This window comes from Aeromonas sp. 97A (assembly GCF_051919185.1).
Classification (GTDB): domain Bacteria; phylum Pseudomonadota; class Gammaproteobacteria; order Enterobacterales; family Aeromonadaceae; genus Aeromonas; species Aeromonas veronii.
On sequence record NZ_JBQBFF010000001.1, the window covers coordinates 1335965 to 1362548 of the forward strand.

Sequence of the window (26584 nt, forward strand, 5' to 3'; positions counted from 1 at the left end):
GAGATCATGGGGCCAGACATCATTTAGCGGATCACTTCATACGAGCCTTGAAACGGGGATTGCTTTTGCAAATCACGAACAATTTGCCCCGACGGCGCACCAACTGACAATCGGGATGACGCGCCCGTGCGGATTTGAGTGAACAAACGACCTGCATTCAGGACTCCTTCTTGCTTGAAAATGCACCAAAGCGCTTGTTGAAACGGGCCACACTCCCCTCGCTCGATACCTGCTTCTGCTTGCCGGTATAGAACGAGTGCGACTGGCTGGAAACATCGAGCGATACATAGGGATACTCCTTCCCGTCTTGCCACGTATAGCGGCGATCGCTCTTGATGGTTGAACCGACCAAGAAAAAGGCATCTGCCGCCGTGTCATGGAACAGCACCAAACGATAATCAGGATGAATATGAGGCTTCATAGCAACTCCATTTTGTTATGTTATAACAAAATGTAAGTGAGAATAGCTCTCGTTTCAAGCATAAAATGTCGTATGAAGAAAATCGCTTCAGTGAGTGATGTGTTGATGCTGAGGTGAAGGCACTACACAAGCAGAACGAAACAAGAATGAGACACCATGCTTGCAGCACGGAAGACCAAGATACTGCGTGGGTTAGAACACAAGGTGCAAGTGACTGTAACAAGCCTCAAGAGAGGCTGGATCACAACCATGAAGATCAATGAGAATGGGCAAGATGTTTGCGGATCAATGAAGTATCAGAAACGAGGCGCGATTGAGGTGACCACAGTAAAAAGAGGCAGCGGTGTAATCACAGAGATAAAACGATTGATGAAAATATATCAACTGACCTGACGATATTGCTCGGTCACGATAATACGCGGTTTCATCCGGTTATTCATCACCTTGATCACCCCGAAACGCGGCAAGGTTTTACTGGTGGTCAATACCAGATCGGCAGTGAGGTTCAAACAGACGCTAGCCTGCTCCCCTGCCTCAATGACCATAAATTCGCCGTTGCCATGGGGTGTATTCATCAGGACCAGATCACCATTTTGCGGGATCACTTGCGGATGCTGTTCACTAAAAAACCAGCTTTGCGGCATCAGAGGTTTATAAAAGCGACTGACCGCGATGGCATTAAGCACCAACTGAACCTGATGCGGAATACTCCACTCAAGTTCGGCTGCTTTATCCATCAACTGATAATAGAGGGCGGCATCATCGACACAAAAAGGTTGGGTCGTAAACGAGCTGGGCACCAATTGCCGCCCTTTATACTCGGTCGCAAATAACATGTTATCAGACAGGTCCAACATCAGACGGTCACTCTGGGCATCATAGTGCCATTGCCAGCTATCGGTCGGTTGGATAAACATGTTGGAGCCCTTACTTGATAATTACCAGTTGACTTTATTCCATATGCAGGAAATCAGCAACGTCAAATAAAGGGCTCCGCCATCTATTTCTTAAATATTGGTCACAATCTCTTTGACCAGCCCCGGCCCTTTATAAATAAAGCCGCTATAAATTTGTACCAGACTGGCACCGGCGGCCAATTTTTCACGGGCGGCCATGGCACTATCAATACCACCCACCCCGATAATTGGCAGAGCACCATTGAGCGCCTTGGCCAGATGACGGATCACCTCGGTACTCTTGTGCTGCAGAGGACGACCGCTCAGGCCACCCGCTTCACCGGCATGGGGCATGTCATAAATCATCTCGCGCTCGAGGGTGGTATTGGTGGCAATAACCCCATCAATACCATTCCGTACCAACGAAGCGGCCACCTGATCTATTTCTTCAAGGCTTAAATCCGGGGCAATTTTAACCGCCAGCGGCACATACTTTTTATATTGGGCGGCCAGCTCTTGCTGACGCACCTTGAGGGCTGCCAGCAATTCATCCAGCGCCTCTCCATATTGCAGCGAACGCAACCCCGGGGTGTTGGGGGAAGAGATATTGACGGCAATATAATCAGCATGATCATAAACCTTGTCCATGCAGATCAGGTAATCATCCTTGCCCTGTTCGATGGGAGTATCTTTGTTCTTGCCGATATTAATGCCGATGACCCCCTGATATTTGGCCTCTTTTACCTTGGCCACCAGATGATCCACCCCCTTGTTGTTGAATCCCATCCGGTTGATGATCCCCTCTGCCGGAATAACCCGGAACAGGCGCGGCTTGTCATTGCCGCTCTGGGGTCTGGGGGTGACGGTACCGACTTCGATAAAGCCAAATCCCATGGCGCCCAGCGCGTCAATGCACTCACCATCTTTATCCAGACCGGCCGCCAATCCCACCGGATTGGCAAAAGAAAGCCCCATGACAGTGACGGGGCGTTTCGGCAAATTCTGGCGGAAGAAACAATCGAGTGGCGTACCGAGAAGGCGGGGCAAATATTTCATGGAGAGATCGTGAGCCTGTTCCGGATTGAGTTTGAACAGGAAATGCCTGGCGATGGGGTACAACATCTTTGCTCCTTAAAGAAAGCCCCGGCAACTGGCCGGGGCTTTGGGTGTAATGTCGGTGTCATGCCTTAATCTGGCAATTAAAGTGCCCGACAATTCAACTGGAGCAGGTTCAACTCTCGCAAGGCCACCGAGAACTTGGCGAACTCGTGGGTACTGGTGGTCTTGAAGTCGGCCAACATATGGGTCCAACGGGACAAGAGTTGCTCATGCTCCGAAATCCAGTCGGCCAGTATGGTAGCGCATTCTCCCTGATCTTTGCACCCTTCCAGTACCACAGAAGTGAGACTGCGTTGCTGCCAGTCAAGATCTTCGCGGAAGGAGGCTCGCGCCATCGCCTGCCAGTGGTTGCCGACCGGCTGATGGTTGATCTGGTCGAGGAACCAGTGCAGATCCAGTTTGGCACCGAGGCGATAGTAAACATTGGCGGCACGCAGGATATCGGTCTTGTGCTCTGCGGCAATCTGCGCCAGATCCAGGCTGGAGAAGAGGCTACTCATATGGGCGACCTGACGGGCAATGGCCTCAGGCACCTGTTTCTCCATCCACTTGGCAACAGCCTGACGATGCTCGGCCACTTCGCTCTCATCCATCACCTCGTAAAGGTGCTTCCCTAAGATCTCGAACGCCGGACGGAAGAAGGCGATGTTCTCGCTGATGCTCCAACTGCGATTGCGGGCGCGCAGGAACCAGCGGGTGGCACGGCGCACGATGCGGCGGCTGTAGAACATCAGCTCGAGCTGAGTCTGGGCATCCACCAAGTTGTCGCACCCTTCGATATCGCGCCACAGCTGGTTCATGCCAAACACTTCGCGGGCCATGGCGAAGCAGCAGGCCACTTCGGCGACCGAGGCACCGGTCTCGTCCTTCATCCGGCTGGCGAAGTTGAGCCCCATGTCATTGACCAGCATGTTGGCCACCCGGGTAGCGATGATCTCGCCGCGTAGCGGGTGATCGGCCAGCTGTGCACCAAACTGCTGCTGTACTTTGGCCGGGAAGCTGGTGACCAGCATGTTGGCGAGGAAGGGCTCGTCGGTCACTTCCGGGCAGTTGAGCTGCTCTTTCAGCACCATCTTGCCGTAAGCCACCAGCACCGCCAGTTCGGGGCGGGTCAGTCCTGCCCTGCCGCCATCCGTTCGGAGAGCTCCTCATCGGATGGCAGGAACTCCAACGCACGGTCGAGCTTGCCTTCCCGCTCCAGCCCCTGAATAAAGCGCTGCTGCTCTTTCAGTTGTTCAGAGCCGCGGAAGCTGGTGACCGATATGGACTGGGACTGGCGATAGGCGTTGGTGATCACGATCTGCGCCACGTCGTCGGTCATCTCATACAGCATCTGGTTACGCTGCTTGAGGGTCAGATCCCCTGTCGCCACCAACTGGTTCAGCAGGATCTTGATGTTCACCTCGTTGTCGGAGCAATCCACCCCGCCCACGTTGTCGGTAAAATCGGTGTTGATGCGACCGCCCTGACTGGCGTACTCCACCCGGCCAAGCTGGGTAAAGCCGAGGTTACCCCCCTCACCCACAATACGGGCCCGCAGATCGCGACCATTGACTCGCAGTGCATCGTTGCTGCGATCGCCCACTTCCCCATCGCTCTCGCGAGCGCTCTTCACGTAGGTGCCGATGCCGCCGTTCCACAGCAGATCGACATTGAGGCAGAGCAGCGCCTTGATCAACTCGTTTGGGGCCATGCTGGCCTTGTCGGTGCCGAGCAGGGTCTGCATCTCGGGGCTCAGCTTGATGGACTTGGCCGAGCGCAGGAAGATGCCGCCCCCTTGTGATATCAGCTCGCGGTTGTAGTCATCCCAGCTGGAGCCCGGAAGATCGAACAGGCGCTGGCGTTCAACAAAGCTCTTGGTCGCATCCGGAGTGGGGTCAACGAAGATATGCATGTGGTTGAACGCACCCACCAGCCGGGTGTGCTCGGAGAGCAGCATGCCGTTGCCAAACACGTCCCCTGCCATGTCGCCGATCCCGACGCAGGTAAAATCTGTGGTCTGGCAGTTGACGCCGATCTCGCGGAAGTGGCGCTTGACCGACTCCCAGGCCCCGCGGGCGGTGATGCCCATCTTCTTGTGGTCGTAACCGACCGAGCCGCCGGAGGCGAACGCGTCACCGAGCCAGTGACCGTATTCGAGGCTGATCTCGTTGGCAATATCCGAGAAGGTGGCGGTCCCCTTGTCTGCGGCGACCACCAGGTAGTAGTCATCCTCATCGTGGCGCACCACGGATTTGGGCGGGATCACCTCGCCGCCGATGATGTTGTCGGTCACATCGAGCAGGCCACGAATAAACAGGCGATAACAGGCCTTACCCTCCTCCTGAATGACGGCGCGGGGCGCCCCCACCGGCATCTGTTTGCAGTAGAAGCCGCCTTTTGCCCCCACCGGTACGATGACAGTGTTCTTGACCTGCTGGGCTTTCACCAGACCCAGCACTTCGGTGCGAAAGTCCTCTTTTCGATCGGACCAGCGCAGGCCGCCACGGGCGACCTTGCCCCAGCGCAGATGTACCCCTTCCACTCGCGGCGAGTAGACGAAGATCTCGAATTTTGGCAGCGACAGCGGCATGTCGGTGATAGTGGAGGGAGCCAGTTTGAAGGAGATGTAGGGCTTGATGTTGCCCGCCTTGTCCAGCTGGTAGTAGTTGGTACGCAGGGTAGCGTCGATCATATCCACATAGCGGCGAATAATGCGATCGTCGTCCAGGTTGGCAACCTGATCCAGCTTGGTGGCAAGCTCCTCGTGCAGCTTGGCCTGTACCTTGGCGTCCTGCTTGCCGGCAGGATCCAGGCGATGTTCGAAAAGAGCAAACAGCAACTGGGCGATGTCGGGGTAGCGGGTCAGGGTCTCTTCGATATAGGACTGGCTGAAGGAGACGCCTGTCTGACGCATGTATTTGGCATAGGCGCGCAGCACCGACACCTGGCGGCCGGTAAGTCCCGCCCCCAGAACCAACCGGTTGAAGCCATCATCTTCCAGCTGCTTGTTCCAGATGGCAGCAAACGCCTGCTGGAAGCGCTGCTGGCTCTGGGCCAGATCAAAGGGCTGCTCGCCATGCAGCAGCATGGAGAAGTCGAGGATCCAGAACAGATCGCCCCCCGGAGTGCGAACCTGATACGGGGTCTCGCCGATCACCCGCAGTCCCATGTTCTCCAGCATCGGCAGCACGTCGGAGAGGTGAATGGGTTCGGTGCGGTGGAACAGCTTGAGCCGTACCCGACGATCGTTCTCCTCCTCCTGCGCGCGGTAAAACAGCATGCCCAGCGGCTCGGCTTCGCTCAGGTTATCGAGCGCCATGATGTCGGCCACGGCAGAGCCCGGCAGCACATCTTCCTTGTAAGCGCGGGGGAATGCGGTGCTGAAACGGCGGCGCAGCTCGTTGCCACGGGCCTCGCCATAGTGGGAAAGCAGCACGGAGTCGAGTCTGTCGTCCCAGCTGCGGGCCGCTTCAATCAGGTTGTTCTGTACTTCGTTCACATCCACATCCACGTTGTTGTTGTTGACCCGCACTATGTAGTGGGTCCGCGCCAGCACGCCTTCGGTGAAGTAGACGTTGAACTCCACCTCTTCATTGCTGCCAAAATATTTCTGCAATATTTGCTGGGTCTTGATCCGCAGCGCCGTGTTGTAGCGCTCCTTGGTGACATAGACCATGCAGGAGAAGAAACGGCCGTACACGTCGCGGCGCACGAACAGCCGCAGCATGTCCCGCTCCTGCATCTCCAGCACCCCAAGGCCGGTAGCCAGCAGTTCCTCTTCACGGGCCTGGATCAGCTCGTCACGGGGATAGGTTTCCAATACGTTCAGCAGCGCCTTGTAGGCGTGGGAGCCCTTCTCATGACCGGAGGCGGCCATGATGCGTTCGAGACGATGGCTGATGAGCGGGATCTGGGTCGCGCTGGTGTTGTAGATGGAAGATGCGTAGAGACCTATGAAGCGATCTTCCCCGATCACCTTGCCATGCTCGTCAAAGCGCTTGATGCCGATGTAATCCACATAAGCCGGACGGTGCACCCGGGACTTGCTGTTGGATTTGGTGAGGATCAGCAGGTCAGAACTCAGAGCGGCATGACGGGCGCTGGCCGGCATGTTGCCAAGGCGCTGGCCCACCTCCTTGATGGAGTTCTTCATCAGCCCCAGACTGGAGCTCGCCTGCGGCAGGATCTCGTGATCCCCCTCCACTGCCTTGACGTCGTAACGGCGATACCCCATCAGGGTGAAGTTGTGGGCAGCCACCCATTTGAGGAAGGCAACGCAGGAGGCCACCTCCTCCTTGCTGACCGGGTGCTTGCGCTTGGGCAGTTCGTCAATGATCTCATTGAGCTTGGCCAGCATCGGCTGCCAGTCGCCGACTGCCAGCGCCACTTCCCCGGCCACCGAGTTGAGCTCGGTAGCCAGCGCGGCCATCTGCTCCTCGCTGGTGAGGTGATCGATCTCGATAAGGAATGCCGTTTCAACCGAGGTCTGCCCGTCGGTGTTGTCGAGCTCCAGAATGGCGTCAATCTTGCCATCCGCACCACGAATGAGGTGCAGCGGTTGGTGCAGCATCATGTGGGCAGTGATATTGAGCCGCTTGAGCGCCATCCGGATGGAGTCCACCAGGAAGGGCGAGTCCTGCAGGATCACCTCGACGATGGTATGGGGCGATTGCCAGCCGTGACGGGTCAGCTCGGGATTGTAGACCCGGATGTAGGGATCGGTACCGCTGCGCTGATTGAGGGCATTCCACAGGCTCAGGGCCGCGCCGTAGAGATCGCTGTCATTGCGATCGTGCAGGTCGGAGCTCGCCATGTTGCCGTAGAACTTGGCAACGAAGCGCTCGACCAGAGAGGCGCTGTTTTTGGGCAACTTTTGATGGATCAAGCTGAGAACGTTTTCGAGCAGAACTGAGGTAGGGGCGTCTTTCAATGCCATTTTTATATTCCTTATCGGACGACATTAACCACCGACGCAGAGGCAACCACCCTGGTTACCCGCTGGTGCAGAGTTGTTGCGAAGTGTAATGGCTTGGATAAGGGAAGGCGAGGAAAGGTGCTAACGAGATGTTAAAAACAAGGTGCAGATCACGGCTTAAACTGTGAGAAATTTTGCAAATAACCAAAAATACAGAAATTCCCACTACCTTTGTGCCAGTTTACCGGATAGATAGTGACGCAAAGCAGATAAACAGTCGGTAATCTGTTCGGTTTTTGTTAATTTATGCGTTCGAGACTGATAAAGCGGTAATCGTCCTGGGTTTTCAGCCGAAAATAGCCATGCACACCATTGATGGCGACAAAGGGGCGTATTTTTTCTATGCCAAGCTCCAGGGTCAATCCCTGTTCGCTGCGCACCACCAGCCGTCTGGCATGGCCCTGATACATCAGCATCACCTCGTCACTGCTCAATGAGAGCCGAAAAGTAAACTGCTTCACACTTGCTCCTGATCACACGACAAATCACACAATGGGGGCAGGCGCATTCACGCCCCTGCCCCCGTCGACAGTTACTGCTGCAGTGCCTTGCTGACCTTCTCGAACAGATCCCGTGCCAACCCCTCAAGGTTGGCAAGACGGGTCAGCTCGGCGCGGATCAGGGCCTTGCGCGCCTCATCCAATCGCTTGAACTGGATAAGCGGCGTGATGAGGCGGGAAGCGACCTGCGGATTGACCTCGTTGAGCTCGATCAGCAGATCGGTCAGGAAGCGGTAACCGCTGCCATCCACCGCATGGAACTGAACCTGATTGCTCATGGCGAAGCTGCCGATCAGCGCCCGCAGCCGGTTCGGGTTGCGAATGCTGAAAGTGGGGTGATTCATCGCCTGTTTCACTTCGCTAAGCACATCGGCAGCCGGTTTGCTGCCAATCAGCCGCAGCCAGTTGTCCAGCACCAGGCCATCCTTGGCCCACTTGCCTTCAAAATCGGCCAGCAGCGCAGCGCGGCATGGCAACAGATAGCCGTTGGCCACCTGCAGTGCCGCCAGGGTGTCGGTCATGTTGTCGGCTGTTGCATACTGCTCGCGCACCAGCGCATCGGCATGCTCCGCATCCAACGCCGTCAGATAGCCGAGCACTACCCCTTTGAGGGCCCGCTTGGCCATGTCGGCATGCACCACCTGATAGCCGCTCAGACGCAGACTCTGATAGGTCGCCGCCAAGCGCGCACCAAAGGCCTCGGCAAGACGGGTATGGATCGCGTCGCGCACCTGATGGATGGCATCGATATCGGCCACCTCGAACAGCTCGGCCAGGGTCGCCTCACCGGGCAGCGCCAGGATCTCCGCCTTGAGGGCCAAATCGAGATCGCTGTCGTCCAGAATGGCGACGAAGGCAGCAAGCAGGGTTTGGGAGAGCTCAAGCCCCTGCCCGTGCTGGACCCGCGCCACCCCGTCGATGACCGCTTTGTTGATCAGCATCTGGGCCGCATCCCAACGGGCAAACTCGTTGCGGGCAAAGCGCATCAGAAAGGCGAGCGCTTCGTCGCTGTAGTCATAGTGCAGCTTGACCGGCGCGGAGAAGTCCCGCAGCAGGGAGGGAACCGGCTTGACCGGCACCCGATCGAATTCGAAGGTCTGCTCCGCTTCCAGCACATCGAGCACGTTGCCGATGGCCTTGTCCTGATACTGCAGCGCAATGACGGCACCCTGCTCGTCATAGAGCTCGATGTCGAGAGGGATATGCAGCGGCAGCTTTTGCGGTTGATCCTGAGTCGGCGGGGTGTGCTGGCTCACATGGAGGCGATAGATACCGCTGGCGGCATCGTACTCGTCGGTAACGGTCAGCTCGGGGGTGCCGGACTGGCTGTACCAGCGACGGAAACGACCGAGATCCACACCGGAAGCATCCTCCATCGCCTGCACGAAATCATCGCAGGTGGCGGCCGAGCCGTCGTGACGCTCGAAGTAGAGACGCATACCGGCCTGGAAGGCATCTTCCCCCAGCAGGGTGTGCATCATGCGGATCACTTCCGACCCTTTTTCATAAACGGTCAGGGTGTAGAAGTTGTTCATCTCGATCACCACATCCGGGCGGATCGGGTGCGCCATGGGGCCGGCATCTTCCGCAAACTGCGGGCCACGGACGGTACGCACGTTGTTGATGCGGTTGACGCCACGGGAGCCCAGATCGGAGGAGAACTCCTGATCCCGGAACACCGTTAGCCCCTCTTTCAGGCTGAGCTGGAACCAGTCACGACAGGTGACGCGGTTGCCGGTCCAGTTGTGGAAATATTCGTGACCGATCACCCGTTCGATACCGTGGTAGTCGCTATCGGTAGCGGTGGCCGGATTGGCCAGCACGAACTTGGAGTTGAAGATATTGAGCCCCTTGTTCTCCATGGCGCCCATGTTGAAGAAGTCCACCGCGACGATCATGTAGATGTCGAGATCATACTCGAGACCGAAACGCTGTTCGTCCCAACGCATGGAGTTGATGAGGCTCTCCATGGCAAAACCGGCGCGATCGAGGTTGCCCTTGTCGACGAAGATCTCGAGGGCCACTTTGCGGCCGCTCTTGGTGGTGTAGTGGCTGCGCTCGACATCGAAATCACCGGCCACCAGCGCAAACAGGTAGCTCGGTTTGGGGAAAGGATCCTGCCACTGCACGAAGTGACGGCCGCCATCCAGATCACCGCTGTCGACCTTGTTGCCATTGGAGAGCAGGAAGGGGAACTGGGCTTTGTCGGCGGTAATGCGGGTGCTGTAGCGCGCCAGAATGTCGGGGCGGTCCAGATAATAGGTTATGCGGCGAAAGCCTTCCGCTTCACACTGGGTGCAGTAGGCATCGCCTGACTTGTAAAGCCCTTCCAGCGCGGTGTTGGCGGCCGGATCTAGCAGGGTGACAATGGTCAGCACACATTCGGCCGGCAGGTTGAACAGGGTCAGAGTGCTCTCGCCTTGCTCGTAGTGGTCACAGGGAATGCCATCGATGGCAACGCTCTTGAGGGTCAGCTGCTCACCATCGAGGACGAGCGGCGCATTGTGCTCGCCGTTGCGACGAATGCGGGTGATGGCGGTGACCTGGGTCAGCGGCTCCTGCAGTTGGAAATCGAGGTCGATGGTGTCGATCCAGTAGAGCGGCGCCTGATAATCCTGGCGATATTTGGCCGTCATGGCCTGGGAGTGATCGGTCATTATTGTCTGCTTCCACGCTTGTTAAAGGCGAGAAAGAGGCTGTCACAACCAACTGGCGGGGTCAAACAATTTGCATTACGTCAGATACGCCAGACAAAAAGAAAGGGCGACCGCAGTCGCCCTTGTGCATTACAGGTCGCCTTGTCAGCTGCGTTTGCTGACCTTGGCAAGATCCGCCGTGATATTGGCCGCTTCGATGAGATACTCATCGGGCGCTTCAAAATCAGCGGGCAGTTCATCCAGACTCTTCACCGCCGGCTTGCCAAGACGTGCCAGACGCTCGTTGGTACGTTTGAGCGCTTTCTCATCCTGTTTCGCCTGCTCTGCAACACGCTCCGCCTCGTTGAGGGAGACCGACTTCTTGTCTTTCTCCTCCTTGTAGTCGGCGATGTCCTGCATCACATAGGCAAACTCGGGATCCTTGGCGATCCGGGCATCGTGCGCCGCCTGCAACTTGGGCAGTACGCTGGCGAAGTTGCCGAGTTTCTCGTAGTTGGCGGAGGCAATCTTGTCCCACGGCAACGCATTGAACTCACGGCTTTCGCCCGTCTCTTCCGGAGCAACCGGTGTCGGGAAGCTGATATCCGGCGCAACGCCCTTGTTCTGGGTGCTGCCACCGTCGATCCGGTAGAATTTGGCGATGGTGTACTGCACGTGACCGAGCGGCTGCTCGTAGAAGTCATAGACCTTGGCGAGACTGCGATGCTGCTGCACAGTCCCCTTGCCGAACGAGTTTTCACCCAGAATCAACGCGCGGCCATAATCCTGCATGGCCGCAGCGAAGATCTCGGAGGCCGAGGCACTGTAGCGGTCGATCATCACCGACATGGGCCCGCCGTAGTAGACGTTGCCATCGTCATCGCCATTGACCGTGATACGGCCCATGTGATCACGAATTTGCACCACGGGCCCGCTGGCAAAGAAGAGACCGCTCAGGGCGGAAGCTTCGGTCAGGGCGCCACCGCCGTTACCGCGCAGATCGATGATCAAGCCATCGATCTTCTTCTTGTTCAGGCTGGAGAGCTCCTTGATCACGTCATCATGCAGATTGACGTAGAAACTCGGGATCTCGATGACGCCTATCTTCTTGCCCTCGGCGTTAATCACCTTGGACTTGGCCGCCCGGTCTTCAAGGCGCACCTTGTCGCGGGTCAGCTCGATCTGCTCGGTCTTGGCGGTTGCGCCCTTGCCGCGCTGGATCTCCAGCTTGACCTTGCTCCCCTTGGGCCCCTTGATGAGCTCAACCACGTCATCAAGACGCCAGCCGATCACATCGACAATCTTGCCATCTTCCTGCCCCACCCCGGTGATCTTGTCATCGGGTTTGAGATGGTTGGATTTGGCAGCCGGGCCACCTGGCACCAAAGAACGGATGACGGTAAAGTCATCTTCCGCCTGTAACACTGCACCAATCCCCTCGAGCGAGAGGTTCATCTCGGTATTGAAACGATCGGCACTGCGCGGTGAGAGGTAACTGGTGTGCGGTTCGATGGCGCGAGCGAAGGAGTTCATGAAGAGCTGGAAGACATCCTCGCTCTCGGTCTGGGACATCCGCTTGATGGCGTTGTTGTAACGCTTGCCAAGCAGCTCCTTGATCTCGGGCCACTCCTTGCCGCTGAGCTTGAGACTCAGGGCATCGAACTTGACCCGCTGACGCCACAGCTCGTTGAGCTCTGCTTCATCTTTGGGCCAAGCCGCCCCTTCCCGATCAAACACATAGTTGTCGGTCTGGGTAAAATCGAAAGGAGTATCAAGCAGTTTGAGGGCGTATTCGAACCGCTCATAACGCCGCTGCTGACTCAGGTTGAACATCTCGTAGGCGGGAGCCAGACGGCCTCTTTCGAGGTCGGTGTCAAAACCGTTACGGTACTTTTCAAAACGGCTGATATCAGAGGCCAAAAACAGGTTGCGGCTGTAGTCCAGATTCTCCAGATATTTATCGAAAATCACGGAGGAAAAGGCATCGTCCAGCTTGAACTGTTTGTAGTGCGAGCGGGTAAACAGATTGGTAATTCGCTTGCTGGCCGTAGCATGTTGGCTCTCTTGAGCCAACACAGGCAAATCACTCTCCTTGAGCACCGGCTCGATGGCCTGTGCAAGCCCGGCAAGCGCCAGGCTACAGGCAACGAGGGAAAAACGAATTACGCCATGCTTCAACATTTGTCTCCTTAGAGAACCAAGTGCTCTGATTTGACCCGCACCATCATGCCGGTCTGCAGTTGGACCTGAACATCGTCCTTGGTTACTTCCTTGATGGTTGCCGGAACCGGGAATTTACCCATAACGACGCGCACATCCTGGCCCACTTTCAGCGTAGCGGCATCCACTTTAACCAGCGGAGCGTCAGCGACCGGTGCCTTGGCGGCAGCTTTCGGCTTGGCAGCTACATCAGCTTTCTCGGTTTTGCGCACAGCAGGACGACGAGGCTTCTTGGCCTTCTCATCCTTCTCTTTGGTATTGGTACGACGGCTGGCGAATACGCGCTCTTTGCTCTCTTTCAGAGCTTGCTTGGCGTGCTCGATGTGCTCTTCGGTCAGCAGCTCGCCCGGGTTGCCATCCAGATCAACGCGAGCCTGGCCAGCTTTGAGACCGTGCAGGTAGCGCCAGCTGGAGGTGTATTGACGCAGTGCGGAACGCAGCATGGTCTTGGAGACTCTGGCATCGTCAGCAAGACGCTCGGCCAAATCCTGGAAGATGCCAATCTTGAGCGGCTTGGCCTCTCCTTCAGCAACGAAGCAGGCCGGGAATTTCTCGACCAGGTAGGCAACGATCTCTTTACTGTTCTTCAGCTTCTCAGTGTTTTCCATGTATAACCTTGGCTTTCATATAAACGCACGGGCACGTCCCGAGCACAACAAAGGCCCCATTATAGAGAGCTTGGGGCCTTTTGCGAACCATCTAGCAATGACTTAGAGCATGCTTTCCAAAATTTGCACCGTTTCTTCGAGGCCAATCCGGTCTTCCTGGTCGAAACGGTTAAAAATCGGACTGTCGATATCGAGCACCCCGATGATCTCGCCACCACGGCGAACCGGGATCACGATTTCCGAGTTGCTCGCGCCATCACAAGCGATGTGACCGTCGAACTGGTGGACATCGTCAATGAGCTGGGTTCTCCCCTCTGCCACTGCCGTACCACACACCCCGCGGCCGACCGGGATCCGCACGCAGGCCGGTTTGCCCTGAAATGGCCCCAATACCAGGGTCTCGCCCTGCAACAGATAAAAACCGACCCAGTTGATCTCCTCCAGCTCCTGATTCAGCAGCGCGGAGAGGTTGGCCAGATTGGCAATCAGATCGGTTTCCCCCTCCAGCAGCGCCTTGGCCTGCTGGTTGAGGGTGCGATAAAACGGTTGTTTTTCAATCATGATTAAATGAACTTCACTCCCTGATGGTTTGGGGAAGGTAACGCCTGGCCGGGAAATTTCAAATATTTTTTCCACTCCCCACCTCTTGCGCCGTTATTCCCGGGCAACGGAAAGCGCCAATTGCTGGCGTTGACCATTACTCCACTCGATATTTAACAACCAGATCATGACGGGTGATGTACAGCTCCCCACCTGGGTCACCCCCTGCCACTGTCCGTCTATTTCTTCAAAACTCACCGGAATGGTGCCCATAAACATATCTTTGCCTTCGAGTGTCGCTTTCACCGGTTTGATGGCCGGATCGCCGCCGGTAATAGCGATGGCAAAGTCATGTTCGGCGCGCAGCGGTAATTCCTTGATGGCGAACGTCAGCGGCTTGTCACCAATCAGCGCACTGCAAGGGGTGTGGGAAAGATCACAAATCTGATCTTTTTTCTGGTCAGCAGAGACGCTGTTATCGGCCGAAAACCAGGTGCGATAGGCCATCAGCGCCAATAACAGCGCCAATACCAGTACGAGGTGCAAAACTTTACGTGCGGTAAGTCTCTCTTTCATCAAAAACAGCCCGATTAAGATGCAATTAAAATAGTTTTTTGTGATCTCGAACAAGGTAAAAAACTGCCATATCGAGACCGGACGGAGCCAAATATATCACTGTTTATACTGTTATTTTACCTGTCAGTTCAGTATCATTCCCATGCAGTTTTCATTTAGCCATCTTTTGCTTTTCCTTTCGTTAACAGATGTTAACAACTGGTCGGCGGTGGCTGATGAAGCCAGTCCGGTCCTCCGGATACAAAACCAAACAACAGCAGCATCGGAAGCGGAATATAACGATGAGCCATACAACTAACCATCCTGAGTACAACTACACCGTTGTTCGCCAGTTTACCGTCATGACGATTGTCTGGGGAATTGTCGGCATGTCGGTTGGCGTACTGATCGCAGCCCAGTTGATCTGGCCTGCCCTCAACTTCGAGACCCCGTGGCTGACTTACAGTCGTCTGCGGCCCCTCCATACCAACGCAGTGATCTTCGCCTTCGGCGTCAGTGCACTGATGGCCACCTCCTTCTACGTGGTTCAGCGCACCTGTCAAACCAGACTGTTTGGTGGCCCACTGGCAACCTTCGTCTTCTGGGGCTGGCAAGCAATCATCCTCTCTGCCGCCATCTCTCTGCCGCTGGGTTACACCTCCGCCAAAGAGTATGCCGAGCTGGAGTGGCCGATTGATATCGCCATCACTGTGGTATGGGTCGCCTATGCCATCGTCTTCTTCGGCACCCTGATGAAGCGCACCACCTCCCACATCTATGTGGCGAACTGGTTCTTCGGCGCCTTCATCATCACCGTTGCGGTGCTGCACATCGTCAACAACATGGAAGTGCCCCTCTCCGGCATGAAGTCCTACTCCATGTACTCCGGCGCCATGGACGCCATGGTGCAGTGGTGGTATGGCCACAACGCGGTAGGCTTCCTGCTGACTGCTGGCTTCCTGGGGATGATGTACTACTTCGTGCCCAAGCAGGCCGGTCGTCCGGTTTACTCCTATCGCCTCTCAATCGTGCACTTCTGGGCGTTGATCTCCCTCTATATCTGGGCCGGTCCGCACCACCTGCACTACACCGCACTGCCTGACTGGGCTCAGTCGCTGGGCATGGTGATGTCCCTGATCCTGTTCGTACCCTCCTGGGGCGGCATGATCAATGGCATCATGACCCTCTCCGGTGCCTGGCACAAACTGCGTTATGACCCCATCCTGCGCTTCCTGATCGTCTCCCTCTCTTTCTACGGCATGTCGACCTTCGAAGGCCCGATGATGGCGATAAAAACCGTCAACGCTCTCTCCCACTACACCGACTGGACCGTCGGTCACGTGCACTCCGGTGCGCTGGGCTGGGTTGCCATGGTCTCCATCGGTGCGGTCTATCACCTGATCCCGAACCTGTTCGGCCAGGGCCGGATGTACAGCGTCAAACTGATCAACGTTCACTTCTGGCTGGCGACCGTGGGCACCGTGCTCTACATCGTTGCCATGTGGATTTCCGGCGTGATGCAGGGCCTGATGTGGCGTGCAGTCAACGAAGACGGCACCCTGACCTACAGCTTCGTTGAAGCGCTGCAGGCATCCTATCCCTTCTATTTCGTGCGCTTCCTGGGTGGCTGCTTCTTCGTCACCGGCATGTTGCTGATGGCTTACAACGCCTATCGCACCATCACTGCGCCCAAAGGTTCTCTGGAACCTGTCGCCCAGCCAGCATGATTGAAGAGGTCAACCCATGAGCAACAATAACCGTCACGAAATATTTGAAAAAAGCGTTCCCATGCTGGTGGTCGGCATCATCTTCGCCATCAGTCTGGGGGGCCTGGTTGAAATCACTCCGCTGTTCTTCCAAAAGCAAACCACCGAGCCGGTGGAGGGCCTCAAGCCCTACACCGCTCTGCAGATGGAAGGACGCGACATCTTCATTCGCGAAGGCTGCACCAACTGCCACAGCCAGATGATCCGTCCGTTCCGTGCCGAGACCGAGCGTTACGGTCACTACTCGGTCGCTGGCGAGAGCGTCTGGGAGCACCCCTTCCTGTGGGGCTCCAAGCGTACAGGTCCGGACCTGGCCCGTGTCGGTGGCCGTTACTCTGACGAGTGGCACAAGGTTCACCTTATCAACCCGCGCGATGTGGTACCGGAATCCAACATGCCCGCCTACCCCTGGCTTGATACCAATGTGCTGACTGGCGAGATGACCGGCAAAAAACTGGCGCTGTTCCGCGATCACTTCGGTGTGCCCTATACCGACGCCGATATTCAGGGTGCTGGCGAAGCCGTCAAGGGCAAAACCGAGCTGGATGCGCTGGTGGCCTATCTGCAATCACTGGGTCATGCCCTGAAATAAGGAGGCGAAAATGGACTACGGCACATTTCGCGGTCTGTATACCCTGCTGTTGATGGCCATCATGATTGGCATCATCGTCTGGGCCTACAGCAAACGCCGCAAGACCTCTTTCGACGAGGCTGCCAATCTGGTTTTTGCCGATGATGAGCAACCCGGTGCTGATAAAAAGAACGCAGGAGCGAAACAATAATGAGCACTCTGTTTAGCATTTTTGTGACTGTCATCAGTCTGGGAACCATCCTCGGCTGCTTCTTGCTGCTGATGTGGTGCCGCAAGGACAAGATGGGTGTTGAAGAAGGCAAATCGATGGGTCACTCCTTCGATGGCATCGAGGAGATCAACAACCCGCTGCCGAAGTGGTGGACTTACATGTTCCTCTTCTTCATCGTCACCGGTCTGGTCTATCTGATCGCCTTCCCGGGGCTTGGCAACTTCAAAGGCCTGCTGGGCTGGCAAAGTTCCAACCAGGACGTGCGCTCGCTGGCCGAGTCCAAGGCTGCAACCGAATCGGCCAAGGCTGAAGGTCGCGCGGTGGAGTATGACCGTGAGGTCGCCAAGGCTGACGAGATCTACGGCGCCAAGTTCCGTGAACTCACCTATGAAGCGGATGGCAAAACCTATCGTGCCATCACCGAGATCGCCAAGGATCCGGAAGCCCTGAAAGTGGGTCAGCGTCTGTTCCTGCAGAACTGCTCCCAGTGCCACGGCTCTGACGCCCGCGGTGGTCGCGGTTTCCCGAACCTGACCGACAGCGAATGGCAATGGGGCGGCCAGCCTGATCAAATCAAGACCACCATCATGGGCGGTCGTCAGGGGATCATGGCTGCCTGGGGTGAAATCCTCGGCAAAGATGGCGTTCAGGAAGTGGCCTCCTATGTGCTGAGCCTCTCCGGTCGCAAGGTCGACCTGGTGGAAGCGAAGAAAGGTGAAGCACGCTTCGCCATCTGCGCTGCCTGCCACGGGGCCGATGCCAAGGGCGGTGTTGCCGTCGGCGCGCCAGATCTGACCAACAACACCTGGCTCTACGGTGGCTCCCGCGAAGTGGTAGTGCAAACCATCACCCACGGTCGTCACGGCGTGATGCCAGCCTGGAAAGATATTCTGGGTGAGGACAAGGTTCACCTGCTGGCCTCCTACGTTTACAGCCTGTCTCATCAACAGTCTGCCAAATAAGGTTCGCCCGTAACGTTGTAACATGTGATAAACACGTGATTACACAGCAAAAAGCCTCGACTCCTCGAGGCTTTTTGTTATCTTGTGTTGCGTAAAAACCATCTTCCACGTTAATCATTCGTTTCATGGCAGTAGCAATCATGACCCAACCCCTATCCAAACCGTGGTATCGCCAATTCTGGCCCTGGTTTATCATCGCCCTCCCCACTGCCGCCGTTGTCGGCAGCATCGCCACCGCCATCATCGCCAGCAAGGATGGGGTCAATCTGGTGGCCGAGGACTATTACAAACAAGGGAAAGAGATCAATCAGGACTTGAGCAAGTTTGACCGCTCCGAAGCGCTCAATATCCGCTTTGGGCTGGAGGTTGACGGCAACGAGCTGACTCTCAACCCCATCAGCGGCGATATTCCTGCCGGGCAAGCTATCTATCTCTCATTGTTCCACCCGACCTTGGCCGGTCAGGACAGCGAACACATGATCACCGCCGATGCGAGCGGCACCTATCGCCTCCATTTCGACAAGCCGCTGGTCGGCAAGTGGCACATTCGGGTCGATGCCTTTGACCACGAGTGGCGATTGCAAGAGACCGTCCAGCTGCCCACCCTGGCCCCTGTCGAACTCGACCCGAAAGGACGCTAAGCCATGACCGGCTGTTCTCACTGTGGCGAGCCGGTTCTCGCCAGCGCCCCTGCTGCTTGCATTCTGCATTCAGGGGGACATAACGCATGACTCCCTGTTTTCACTGTGGCGAGCCGGTACCCGCTAATAGTGGCTATTCCCTCGAGATAAAGGGGATTGTTCGCCCCATGTGCTGCCCCGGTTGTCAGGCGGTGGCAGAGACCATCATGGAGTGCGGCCTCGCCAGTTACTACGATCACCGCACTGCCCCCGGTACCAAGGGGGATCTGGTACCCGAGGAGCTGGCCGCCCTCACCCACTACGATCTGGCAGAAGTGCAACAGGAGTTTGTCACCGATAGCGGTACCCTTCGCGAAATCCAGCTGACAGTTGAAGGCTTGACCTGCGCCGCCTGTGCCTGGCTGATCGAACGCCACCTAATGACCCTTTGCGGCCTGCGCTACATCAACGTCAACACCACCACCCACCGGGCCCGCATCAAGTGGGATCCGGACCAGCTCTCCCTGAGTGACATTCTCAAGGGATTTGCCCAGATCGGTTATCGTGCCTACCCGTTCCAGACCCATCAACAGGAGGCGCTCTACGCCAAAGAGGTGCGCAGCTATATGTTCCGGCTGGCACTGGCAGGGCTTGGCTCGATGCAGGTGATGATGTGCGCCGTGGCCCTCTATATGGATCTCTTCATCAGCGTTGAAGATGAGTTCATGGTCTACTTCAAGTGGATAAGCCTGCTGCTTTCCACCCCCATCATGATCTATTCAGCCCAGCCCTTTTACGTGGGTGCCTGGCGCAGCCTGAAACAGGGTCACCTGTCGATGGATGTGTCGGTGTCGCTGGCGCTGATTGGTGCCTTTGTTGCCTCCATGTGGGCCACTGTGTTCAATACCGGTGAGGTCTATTACGACTCCATCACCATGTTCGTCTTCTTTCTGCTGCTGGGGCGCTTTCTCGAGTTGCGGGCCCGGCGCAAGGCGTCGGAGTCGAGCTCCAACCTGGCGCGACTGGTGCCCATCATGGCGACCCGCATCGATGATGAAGGGGAACATGAGGTAGCAGCCAAGACCTTGCAGGTCGGCGATCGGGTACGTGTGCTGGCTGGCGCCACCTTGCCGGCGGACGGCATCATTGTCGAAGGACAAGCCAGCATCAACGAATCCATGCTGACCGGTGAACAGCTGCCCCTGCTCAAACAGCGCGGTGATCAGGTCTATGCCGGCACCATCAACACGGATGCGCCGCTGCAGATCCGGGTCAGCCACCGTATCGAAGAGTCGCGGATCGCCCAGATCATGCGGCTGCAGGATCATGCCCTCGACGACAAACCGGCCATCGCCCAGATGGCAGACCAGTTGTCGCGCCACTTTATTCTGGTGTTGCTGATCATTGCCGCTGCGGTCTGGACCTTCTGGCACTTCCATCAACCGGATCAGGCGTTCTGGGTCACCCTCGCCGTGCTGGTTGCCACTTGCCCTTGCGCCCTGTCGCTGGCGACTCCGACGGCGCTAACCTCGGCTACTGCCAATCTGACCCGCAACGGCATTCTGCTGCGCCGTGGTCATGTGCTGGACGTACTGACCAAGGCCAACCGGATCGTGATGGACAAGACTGGCACCCTGACCACAGGTGAGATCAGTCTGACCGGCACCACCACCTTGGCAGAGATGGACGAGACGCAATGCCTCGCCATCGCCCGGGCCATGGAGGCGCAATCCGAGCACCCCATAGCTCGCGCCTTCCGGCTACCCACCGACAGTATCAGTGTGCTGCCATCCGTTCGCGAGATCACCCCGGTCATCGGTCACGGCATCACAGCGCTGGTGGATGACGTACGCTACCGCATCGGCAGTGCCCGCTGGCTTGGGCTGGATCCGGCGCAAGAACGCGGCCGCGGTCTGGCTATCTATCTGGCCGACGAGAAGCAGGTCTTGGCCCGCTTCAATCTGGAAGATACCCTGCGCCCCGATGCCAGGGCGCTGATCGCGGCATTCAAGGCAGCAGGTCTGCAAACTACCGTGCTGACTGGCGACAGCTCTCTGCAAGCAGACGAGATTGCCCGGGAACTGGGGGTGGATGAGCTGGTCAAGGGAGTCTCACCCGATGGCAAGCTGGCCTACCTCAAGGCCCGGGAAGCCCAGGGGGATATCAGTATCATGGTGGGCGATGGCATCAACGACGCCCCGGTACTGGCCGGAGCTCACGCCTCGTTTGCCATGGCTGGTGGCACCGATCTGGCGAAAAACAGCGCCGATGCCATCCTGCTGGCCGATGACCTGAGCCGACTGCTCGAGGCCAGAGTGCTGGCAATGCGTACCCACAAGATCATCATCGAGAACTTCGCCTGGTCCATCGGTTACAACCTGCTGGTGCTGCCGCTGGCGGCCTGCGGCTGGCTGCCCCCCTATCTGGCGGCGGCGGGCATGTCGCTCAGTTCACTCATCGTGGTAACCAACTCCATGCGCCTCAACCGATGAGGCTGGTGGCGGAAAATAGCTGAAAATGTGTCCTGCCTCCGATGCAGGCCACATTTCTCACTGATAGCGGCTGGCCCCCTGCCCGAACAGGGTTACCATAGGGGACGCTTGCCAAGGATGAACGCCAAGGTACCTCTCATGAATATAATTTTTGTCCTGATCCCCATCGCCATCCTGTTTGTGATCATCGCCGGGGTCGTCTTCTTCTGGGCCATTCGCTCCGAGCAGTTTGAAGATCTCGACCGGCAGGGTTCCAACATCCTGTTTGACGAAGAGCAACCTGCCCACAAACCCGTAAAGCCTGCTGACCATGACCCACAACCTTGATCTGGCCGGCGCCCTGCTGGTCGGACTGGCAGGCTCTGCCCACTGCATCGGCATGTGTGGTGGCGTCTCTGCCGCGCTCTCCATGGCGATCCCAGCCAACAAGCAGCATTTTTGGGGGCGGCTTGCCTATCTGCTCAACTACAACCTCGGCCGGATCCTGAGCTATGTCATCGCAGGAGCCTTGGTGGGCGGCCTGCTCGCCACCACCAGCGAGCTGGGCGCTGGCAAACACGCCATCGCCGGCTTGCGTCTAGTAGCGGCGTTATTGATGATTGCGCTTGGTCTCTATCTGGCAGGCTGGTGGCAAGGGATCTTGCTGCTGGAGCGGCTCGGCGCCAGACTTTGGCCCCGAATCAAACCGCTGGCGGGCAAGTTTCTCCCCTTCACCTCACCGCTGCAGGCATTGCCCTTTGGCATGGTGTGGGGCTGGCTCCCCTGCGGGCTGGTCTACTCCATGCTGACCTGGAGCGCGACGGCCGGTTCGGCCAGTGGCGGTGCGCTCATCATGCTCTTTTTTGGTCTCGGCACCCTGCCGACCTTGTTTGCACTGGGGGGGCTTGCCGATCGCCTCAGATACTGGTTAACCCTGCGCAGTTTGCGCCTTGGCGGCGCTCTGTTACTCATTTTGTTCGGGGTTCATACCCTGTGGGTTGGCATAGCTGCCTTTTGAAACCCTATCCAAAACGGATGAGTTGGTGGTAAACTTGTTTGATATAAATCAATTATTCGTATGAGCCTATGATCCCGGAAAAGAAACCTGGCAGACGTATCCAGAGCGGTGGCTGTGCAATTCATTGCCAGGATTGCAGCATCAGTCAGCTCTGTATTCCCTTCACTCTGAACGACAACGAGCTTGATCAGCTGGACAGCATCATCGAGCGAAAGAAGCCGATCCAGAAGGGTGAAGAGCTGTTCAAGGCTGGCGATGAGTTCAAATCGCTCTATGCCATCCGTTCCGGGACCATCAAGTCTTACACCATCACCGAGCAAGGGGATGAGCAGATCACTGCGTTCCACTTGGCTGGCGATCTGGTCGGTTTTGATGCCATCAACAAGCAGGCCCACCCCTCCTTCGCCCAGGCGCTGGAAACAGCCATGGTGTGCGAGATCCCCTTTGAAGTGCTGGACGATCTCTCCGGCAAGATGCCCAAACTGCGCCAGCAGATCATGCGTCTGATGAGCAGCGAAATCATGGGTGATCAGGAGATGATCCTGCTGCTCTCCAAGAAAAATGCCGAAGAGCGCCTCGCCGCCTTCCTGCACAATCTGTCGGTACGCTTCTCCGAGCGTGGTTTCTCCGCCAAGGAGTTCCGTCTCTCCATGACCCGTGGTGACATTGGCAACTATCTGGGATTGACCGTTGAGACTATCAGTCGTCTGCTCGGCCGCTTCCAGAAGTCCGGTCTCATCAGCGTCAAAGGCAAATACATTACCGTGCTGGATCAGGTCGCCCTTGGCATGATGGCCGGTGCAACTCGCCCACCCTGCGGCTGATTTTTTCGCTTACCCTACCGCTTTTCTTCTGCTTTCCCTGCCGGATCCTTTCCTCTGGAATGTGATCCGGTACGTTCCCCATACCCTCCTCCTGCGCTAAGCTGTAATGGCTAAGATTCTGCTGTCATTGGACTTTTCCAAGGAGGAGAAGATGGTCAAATATCAGAATATTCTGGTGGTTATCAATCCAGAAGAGGAGCGTCAAATCGCCCTCGAACGGGCAGTCAAAGTCGCCGAGCTGGACGAAAACGCCCATCTGACCCTGCTGCTCACCATCTATGACTTCTCGTATGAAATGACCGCCATGCTCTCGGTGGATGAGCGGCAAGAGATGCGCGACGGCGTCATTTCACAGCGACGTGAGTGGCTGGACGAGATCCTGACCCCCTATCGGGCACAGGGGATCGAATGCGAAGTGAAAGTGGTCTGGCACAATCGTCCCTTCGAATGCGTCATTCAGGAAGTGCTGGAGCAGCGCCACGATCTGGTGGTCAAAGCCACTCATCATCACAGCTTCCTGCAAACCTTCATCTTTACCCCCACCGACTGGCACCTGCTGCGCAAATGCCCCTGTCCGGTGCTGCTGGTCAAAGAGGGTCACTGGCAACGGGGCGGCAACATCATCGCCGCCATCAACTGCTCAAGCGACGATCCGGATCAGAAACTGCTCAACGAACGGATCACCCAGGAGGGGAGTGACATCGCCGAGCTGCTGGGCTCCAATCTCTATCTGGTCAATACCTACCCGGGCACCCCGGTCAACGTGGCCATCGAGCTGCCGGAGTTTGATCCCAACGCCTACAACGAAGCGATCCGCAAACACCATGAAAGCCTGCTGCTCAGCCATGCCGACAAGTTCGGGATTGGTCATCTCTGGACCCGGGTAGCTGAAGGACTACCGGAAGAGGTGTTGCCGGATATGGCCGAAGAGCTCAAGGCGACCCTGATGATCATGGGCTGCGTCGGCCGTACCGGGCTTTCTGCAGCTTTGCTCGGCAATACTGCCGAACATGTGATCGATCGCCTCTCCTGCGACATCCTGATCCTCAAACCGGCCGACTACAGCTGCCCGGTCGACAGTCGTCGCAATCAATCATAAGGTGCCTGGCACCTTGCCCTCCCCCGGGACATGGCTATAATAACGCGCTTATTTGTGTCCCGGGTTTTACGAGCATGCTAGAAGAGCTGAACGCCAAAGAAAAATACAGTTTCAACAAACTGCAAAAGCGCCTGCGGCGCAACGTAGGTCAGGCCATTGCCGACTTCAACATGATTGAAGAGGGCGACAAGGTCATGGTCTGCCTCTCCGGCGGCAAGGACAGCTTCGGTATGCTCGACATACTGATGAGCCTCAAAGCCAGCGCCCCCATCCATTTCGATCTGGTTGCCGTCAACCTGGATCAGAAGCAGCCCGGCTTCCCCGAGCATGTGCTGCCCGAGTATTTGGACTCCCTCGGCATCGAGTACAAGATCGTCGAGGAAGATACCTACTCCATCGTCAAGGAGAAGGTACCGGAAGGCAAAACCACCTGCTCCCTCTGCTCACGGCTGCGCCGCGGTATTCTCTACCGCACCGCCCAGGAGCTGGGTTGCACCAAGATTGCCCTTGGCCACCACCGCGACGACATCCTCGAGACCCTGTTCCTCAACATGTTCTACGGTGGCAAGCTCAAGTCCATGCCGCCCAAGCTGGTGAGCGACGATGGCAAGAACGTGGTGATCCGCCCGCTGGCCTACTGCAAAGAGAAGGATCTGATCCGCTACGCCGACGTCAAAGCCTTCCCCATCATTCCGTGCAACCTGTGCGGCTCGCAGGAGAACCTGCAGCGTCAGGCCATCAAACAGATGATGCAGGATTGGGATCGCCGCTTCCCCGGTCGTATCGAAACCATGTTCACAGCAATTCAGGACGTGATCCCGAGCCACCTGCTCGATCACAAGCTGTTTGACTTCAAGAGCATCAACCGCGACTCCGGCATCATAGATGGCGGCGACAAGGCGTTTGATCCGCCCGAGATGCCAAAGGCGCCGCTGCTGGACATCGACGAGATGGACATGCTGGATGTGATTGAAGTGCGCTAAGCCGCGCTCACAAGGCAAACGCCACACAATAAAAAAAGGAGCGATCATCGCTCCTTTTTGCTTTCTTGATCTGCCTGTTACCAACGTGACAGCACCATCTATATCAGCCCTTGTGCAACCAGGGGGTCAGTCGCAGCACGTCACCCTGCAGGCGCAGTTGCCCGGTCGCGAACGCGGCCAATTGCTCATTGCTCAGCAGCAGGTGGCCTTCCTGCCAGGGCAGCGCCTCCTGACGGGCGCCATCAATCAGATAGGCGGTGCCGCTCTGTTGCACCAGGGTAATGCGTACCCCTTCCATCTTCGGCAGGAAGTGCTTGCCGACCATGCCCGCCATCTTGTCGAGCAGCGACTGCATCTGCTGCTGACGGGCCGCCAACTCCGCCAGCGGCAGCTCGGGGCCATTTGGTACGTCGGCCATCACCTGTACCGTCATATCGCATGTGGCGTGCTCTTCTTTCAGGCCGACGGTCACGATCCCCTTGTCGAGGTTGAGATCCTCATCAAAAGGCAGGCGCAGTTCGCTATCGACCGTTACCTCGCCCGCCACTTCCTTGCTGTCGGTTGCAACCCGGGCAAAGGTTAGGCCACAGCGCTGACCATTTTGCGGATCGGTCAGATAAAACCCCAGTCTGGCGTGACCAAACTCCCCTTTGGCAAAGGTCTTCATCTGGCTGTAGAAGGTGCTGTATTGCAGATCCAGCACCGGCTCAGCCAGCGCCAGCCCAGGCAGCAAGAGCGTGGCTAGCAGACTCTGGCGCACAGCCTTGGTCACTCCATATCGACGGGTCATTCAACGTCCTTTTGCATCATGCATTGAAATGGTTGGGGCCTTCTGTCACCTCGTTAACCTCTACCCCCACCCCGCAGAGATCCCGATAGAGGATCCCCTTGCAGTTGAAATAGAGCGGTGCCACCCAGATAAGCCCCAACCCCATGGGGATCAGAGCCAGGAAGAAGAGCGCGGTCATCACGCCGTGGAACAACACAATGCTGGGCCAGCCGCGCGCAAAGAGCTTGAGAGAGACCAGAATGGCCTGGGGCGGCGTCAGGCCGCGCTCCAGCACCAGAGGTACGGTAAAGAGCAGCCCCATGCCGATCAGGGCCGAGGGAATGAATGAGAGTACGGCGGGCAATCCCAGCAGATCGAATAGCGGGCCAAACAGGCTGGTGAGCAGACTGCCAAGCAGGCTCAACATGCCGAGGCGTACAAAGTGGCGGAAGAAGTCGAACACCTGGTTGGCACGGGCGCGCACCCCGACCGACTGCTGCAACCCCAGCATATCGAGGGAGCTGGTCATGGGGGCCATCACCACCGTCATCAACAGGCTCAGCACCATGGCCACATTCATCTGGCTGTCATCCCCCAGATAGGGCAACAGCAGCACATTGCTGAACAGGATCCAGATCGCCGTCACCCCGACAATCGCCAGCAGCAGGCCAAATCCGGTACGGCGGGTCTGTTGCCATCCCTCCTGGATGACCCCTTTCAGATCAAGGCGGTAGCCCTGGTTCAGAGACTGCTCAAGGGAGCCGCCAATACGCATTTTATTACTCAATTGACTATCCAATATCGAAAACGACCAAAT

Annotated in this window: 24 protein-coding genes and 1 pseudogene; 12 read left to right on the forward strand and 13 right to left on the reverse strand. The window is 57.1% G+C overall.

Going from position 1 to position 26584, the window contains the following annotated elements; genetic code table 11:
• Positions 1–31: 31 nt before the first annotated feature.
• Both ykgO and ACTG27_RS06075 read right to left on the reverse strand, forming a co-directional pair.
• On the reverse strand, positions 32–157 hold the full coding sequence (ykgO, locus tag ACTG27_RS06070) for a type B 50S ribosomal protein L36 (RefSeq protein WP_005336596.1): 126 nt from the start codon (positions 155–157) through the stop codon (positions 32–34).
• The gene (locus tag ACTG27_RS06075; protein WP_005336598.1) at positions 158–421 is read right to left on the reverse strand and encodes a type B 50S ribosomal protein L31; all 264 of its coding nucleotides are present in this window, start codon (positions 419–421) and stop codon (positions 158–160) included.
• A 249-nt stretch (positions 422–670) separates the two neighbouring features.
• Here ACTG27_RS06075 and ACTG27_RS06080 point away from each other — a divergent pair, with 249 nt between their 5' ends.
• Positions 671–814 (forward strand): hypothetical protein, encoded by a 144-nt coding sequence (locus tag ACTG27_RS06080; protein WP_429075190.1) that lies wholly within the window; start codon positions 671–673, stop codon positions 812–814.
• Here ACTG27_RS06080 and ACTG27_RS06085 read toward each other — a convergent pair.
• The 9 genes and pseudogenes from ACTG27_RS06085 to ACTG27_RS06125 form a co-directional block, all read right to left on the reverse strand.
• Positions 802–1338 carry a cell division protein ZapC gene (locus ACTG27_RS06085; protein ID WP_429075188.1) on the reverse strand — a complete coding sequence of 179 codons (537 nt, stop codon included), beginning with the start codon at positions 1336–1338 and terminating at the stop codon, positions 802–804. The genes ACTG27_RS06080 and ACTG27_RS06085 overlap by 13 nt on opposite strands.
• Positions 1339–1428: 90 nt before the next feature.
• Positions 1429–2439 carry a quinone-dependent dihydroorotate dehydrogenase gene (gene pyrD, locus ACTG27_RS06090; RefSeq protein ID WP_429075186.1) on the reverse strand — a complete coding sequence of 337 codons (1011 nt, stop codon included), beginning with the start codon at positions 2437–2439 and terminating at the stop codon, positions 1429–1431.
• A gap of 77 nt (positions 2440–2516) precedes the next feature.
• Positions 2517–7354: pseudogene (locus ACTG27_RS06095) on the reverse strand (NAD-glutamate dehydrogenase).
• Positions 7355–7632: 278 nt separating this feature from the next.
• Complete coding sequence (locus tag ACTG27_RS06100; RefSeq protein ID WP_033136823.1) at positions 7633–7854, reverse strand: DUF2835 domain-containing protein; 222 nt, start codon at positions 7852–7854, stop codon at positions 7633–7635.
• 71 nt (positions 7855–7925) lie between these two features.
• The gene (gene pepN / locus ACTG27_RS06105; protein WP_439979307.1) at positions 7926–10550 is read right to left on the reverse strand and encodes an aminopeptidase N; all 2625 of its coding nucleotides are present in this window, start codon (positions 10548–10550) and stop codon (positions 7926–7928) included.
• 144 nt (positions 10551–10694) lie between these two features.
• On the reverse strand, positions 10695–12710 hold the full coding sequence (gene prc / locus ACTG27_RS06110; RefSeq protein WP_005351922.1) for a carboxy terminal-processing peptidase: 2016 nt from the start codon (positions 12708–12710) through the stop codon (positions 10695–10697).
• Positions 12711–12718: 8 nt separating this feature from the next.
• Positions 12719–13357: an RNA chaperone ProQ gene (gene proQ / locus ACTG27_RS06115; protein WP_005351923.1), complete on the reverse strand. Its 639-nt coding sequence runs from the start codon at positions 13355–13357 to the stop codon at positions 12719–12721.
• Between the two features lie 102 nt (positions 13358–13459).
• Positions 13460–13918, reverse strand: coding sequence for a GAF domain-containing protein (locus ACTG27_RS06120; protein WP_005351924.1), 459 nt, complete (start codon positions 13916–13918; stop codon positions 13460–13462).
• Between the two features lie 93 nt (positions 13919–14011).
• Positions 14012–14473, reverse strand: coding sequence for a hypothetical protein (locus ACTG27_RS06125; RefSeq protein ID WP_439979309.1), 462 nt, complete (start codon positions 14471–14473; stop codon positions 14012–14014).
• 281 nt (positions 14474–14754) lie between these two features.
• On the opposite strand from ACTG27_RS06125, the gene ccoN reads away from it, so the two are divergent.
• From ccoN to ttcA, 11 genes are all read left to right on the forward strand, one after another.
• Positions 14755–16179: a cytochrome-c oxidase, cbb3-type subunit I gene (gene ccoN, locus ACTG27_RS06130; RefSeq protein WP_005336616.1), complete on the forward strand. Its 1425-nt coding sequence runs from the start codon at positions 14755–14757 to the stop codon at positions 16177–16179.
• 16 nt (positions 16180–16195) lie between these two features.
• Positions 16196–16810 (forward strand): cytochrome-c oxidase, cbb3-type subunit II, encoded by a 615-nt coding sequence (ccoO, locus tag ACTG27_RS06135; protein ID WP_021230095.1) that lies wholly within the window; start codon positions 16196–16198, stop codon positions 16808–16810.
• Between the two features lie 10 nt (positions 16811–16820).
• Positions 16821–17000 carry a CcoQ/FixQ family Cbb3-type cytochrome c oxidase assembly chaperone gene (locus tag ACTG27_RS06140; RefSeq protein ID WP_005336620.1) on the forward strand — a complete coding sequence of 60 codons (180 nt, stop codon included), beginning with the start codon at positions 16821–16823 and terminating at the stop codon, positions 16998–17000.
• On the forward strand, positions 17000–17983 hold the full coding sequence (gene ccoP, locus ACTG27_RS06145) for a cytochrome-c oxidase, cbb3-type subunit III (protein ID WP_019446377.1): 984 nt from the start codon (positions 17000–17002) through the stop codon (positions 17981–17983). Before ACTG27_RS06140 ends, ccoP begins: the two co-directional genes overlap by 1 nt.
• A gap of 140 nt (positions 17984–18123) precedes the next feature.
• Positions 18124–18624: a FixH family protein gene (locus ACTG27_RS06150; protein WP_439979311.1), complete on the forward strand. Its 501-nt coding sequence runs from the start codon at positions 18124–18126 to the stop codon at positions 18622–18624.
• Between the two features lie 86 nt (positions 18625–18710).
• A complete protein-coding gene (locus ACTG27_RS06155) occupies positions 18711–21095 on the forward strand; it encodes a heavy metal translocating P-type ATPase (RefSeq protein ID WP_439979312.1) in 2385 nt (794 codons plus the stop codon).
• A 138-nt stretch (positions 21096–21233) separates the two neighbouring features.
• Entirely contained in the window at positions 21234–21422 is a 189-nt protein-coding gene (ccoS, locus tag ACTG27_RS06160) for a cbb3-type cytochrome oxidase assembly protein CcoS (RefSeq protein ID WP_005336630.1), read from the forward strand.
• Positions 21406–22092 carry a sulfite exporter TauE/SafE family protein gene (locus ACTG27_RS06165; RefSeq protein WP_439979313.1) on the forward strand — a complete coding sequence of 229 codons (687 nt, stop codon included), beginning with the start codon at positions 21406–21408 and terminating at the stop codon, positions 22090–22092. Before ccoS ends, ACTG27_RS06165 begins: the two co-directional genes overlap by 17 nt.
• 68 nt (positions 22093–22160) lie before the next feature.
• Positions 22161–22916, forward strand: a complete 756-nt coding sequence (locus ACTG27_RS06170) for an FNR family transcription factor (RefSeq protein WP_005351934.1) — start codon at positions 22161–22163, stop codon at positions 22914–22916.
• A gap of 151 nt (positions 22917–23067) precedes the next feature.
• Complete coding sequence (uspE, locus tag ACTG27_RS06175; protein WP_005345417.1) at positions 23068–24015, forward strand: universal stress protein UspE; 948 nt, start codon at positions 23068–23070, stop codon at positions 24013–24015.
• Positions 24016–24089: 74 nt separating this feature from the next.
• Positions 24090–24998 (forward strand): tRNA 2-thiocytidine(32) synthetase TtcA, encoded by a 909-nt coding sequence (ttcA, locus tag ACTG27_RS06180; protein ID WP_005336634.1) that lies wholly within the window; start codon positions 24090–24092, stop codon positions 24996–24998.
• Positions 24999–25101: 103 nt separating this feature from the next.
• On the opposite strand, the gene ACTG27_RS06185 is transcribed toward ttcA, so the two are convergent.
• Both ACTG27_RS06185 and ACTG27_RS06190 read right to left on the reverse strand, forming a co-directional pair.
• Positions 25102–25788: a DUF2987 domain-containing protein gene (locus ACTG27_RS06185; RefSeq protein ID WP_058057690.1), complete on the reverse strand. Its 687-nt coding sequence runs from the start codon at positions 25786–25788 to the stop codon at positions 25102–25104.
• A 16-nt stretch (positions 25789–25804) separates the two neighbouring features.
• Complete coding sequence (locus ACTG27_RS06190; protein ID WP_439979314.1) at positions 25805–26542, reverse strand: hypothetical protein; 738 nt, start codon at positions 26540–26542, stop codon at positions 25805–25807.
• Between the last annotated feature and the right edge of the window lie 42 nt (positions 26543–26584).

Bases quoted from the DNA above. Each gene is read 5' to 3' on its own strand.
- ykgO (WP_005336596.1), bottom strand. From the start codon at position 157: ATGCAGGTCGTTTGTTCACTCAAATCCGCACGGGCGCGTCATCCCGAT.
- ACTG27_RS06075 (WP_005336598.1), bottom strand. From the start codon at position 421: ATGAAGCCTCATATTCATCCTGATTATCGTTTGGTGCTGTTCCATGAC.
- ACTG27_RS06080 (WP_429075190.1), top strand. From the start codon at position 671: ATGAAGATCAATGAGAATGGGCAAGATGTTTGCGGATCAATGAAGTAT.
- ACTG27_RS06085 (WP_429075188.1), bottom strand. From the start codon at position 1,338: ATGTTTATCCAACCGACCGATAGCTGGCAATGGCACTATGATGCCCAG.
- pyrD (WP_429075186.1), bottom strand. From the start codon at position 2,439: ATGTTGTACCCCATCGCCAGGCATTTCCTGTTCAAACTCAATCCGGAA.
- pepN (WP_439979307.1), bottom strand. From the start codon at position 10,550: ATGACCGATCACTCCCAGGCCATGACGGCCAAATATCGCCAGGATTAT.
- prc (WP_005351922.1), bottom strand. From the start codon at position 12,710: ATGTTGAAGCATGGCGTAATTCGTTTTTCCCTCGTTGCCTGTAGCCTG.
- proQ (WP_005351923.1), bottom strand. From the start codon at position 13,357: ATGGAAAACACTGAGAAGCTGAAGAACAGTAAAGAGATCGTTGCCTAC.
- ACTG27_RS06120 (WP_005351924.1), bottom strand. From the start codon at position 13,918: ATGATTGAAAAACAACCGTTTTATCGCACCCTCAACCAGCAGGCCAAG.
- ACTG27_RS06125 (WP_439979309.1), bottom strand. From the start codon at position 14,473: ATGAAAGAGAGACTTACCGCACGTAAAGTTTTGCACCTCGTACTGGTA.
- ccoN (WP_005336616.1), top strand. From the start codon at position 14,755: ATGAGCCATACAACTAACCATCCTGAGTACAACTACACCGTTGTTCGC.
- ccoO (WP_021230095.1), top strand. From the start codon at position 16,196: ATGAGCAACAATAACCGTCACGAAATATTTGAAAAAAGCGTTCCCATG.
- ACTG27_RS06140 (WP_005336620.1), top strand. From the start codon at position 16,821: ATGGACTACGGCACATTTCGCGGTCTGTATACCCTGCTGTTGATGGCC.
- ccoP (WP_019446377.1), top strand. From the start codon at position 17,000: ATGAGCACTCTGTTTAGCATTTTTGTGACTGTCATCAGTCTGGGAACC.
- ACTG27_RS06150 (WP_439979311.1), top strand. From the start codon at position 18,124: ATGACCCAACCCCTATCCAAACCGTGGTATCGCCAATTCTGGCCCTGG.
- ACTG27_RS06155 (WP_439979312.1), top strand. From the start codon at position 18,711: ATGACTCCCTGTTTTCACTGTGGCGAGCCGGTACCCGCTAATAGTGGC.
- ccoS (WP_005336630.1), top strand. From the start codon at position 21,234: ATGAATATAATTTTTGTCCTGATCCCCATCGCCATCCTGTTTGTGATC.
- ACTG27_RS06165 (WP_439979313.1), top strand. From the start codon at position 21,406: ATGACCCACAACCTTGATCTGGCCGGCGCCCTGCTGGTCGGACTGGCA.
- ACTG27_RS06170 (WP_005351934.1), top strand. From the start codon at position 22,161: ATGATCCCGGAAAAGAAACCTGGCAGACGTATCCAGAGCGGTGGCTGT.
- uspE (WP_005345417.1), top strand. From the start codon at position 23,068: ATGGTCAAATATCAGAATATTCTGGTGGTTATCAATCCAGAAGAGGAG.
- ttcA (WP_005336634.1), top strand. From the start codon at position 24,090: ATGCTAGAAGAGCTGAACGCCAAAGAAAAATACAGTTTCAACAAACTG.
- ACTG27_RS06185 (WP_058057690.1), bottom strand. From the start codon at position 25,788: ATGACCCGTCGATATGGAGTGACCAAGGCTGTGCGCCAGAGTCTGCTA.
- ACTG27_RS06190 (WP_439979314.1), bottom strand. From the start codon at position 26,542: ATGCGTATTGGCGGCTCCCTTGAGCAGTCTCTGAACCAGGGCTACCGC.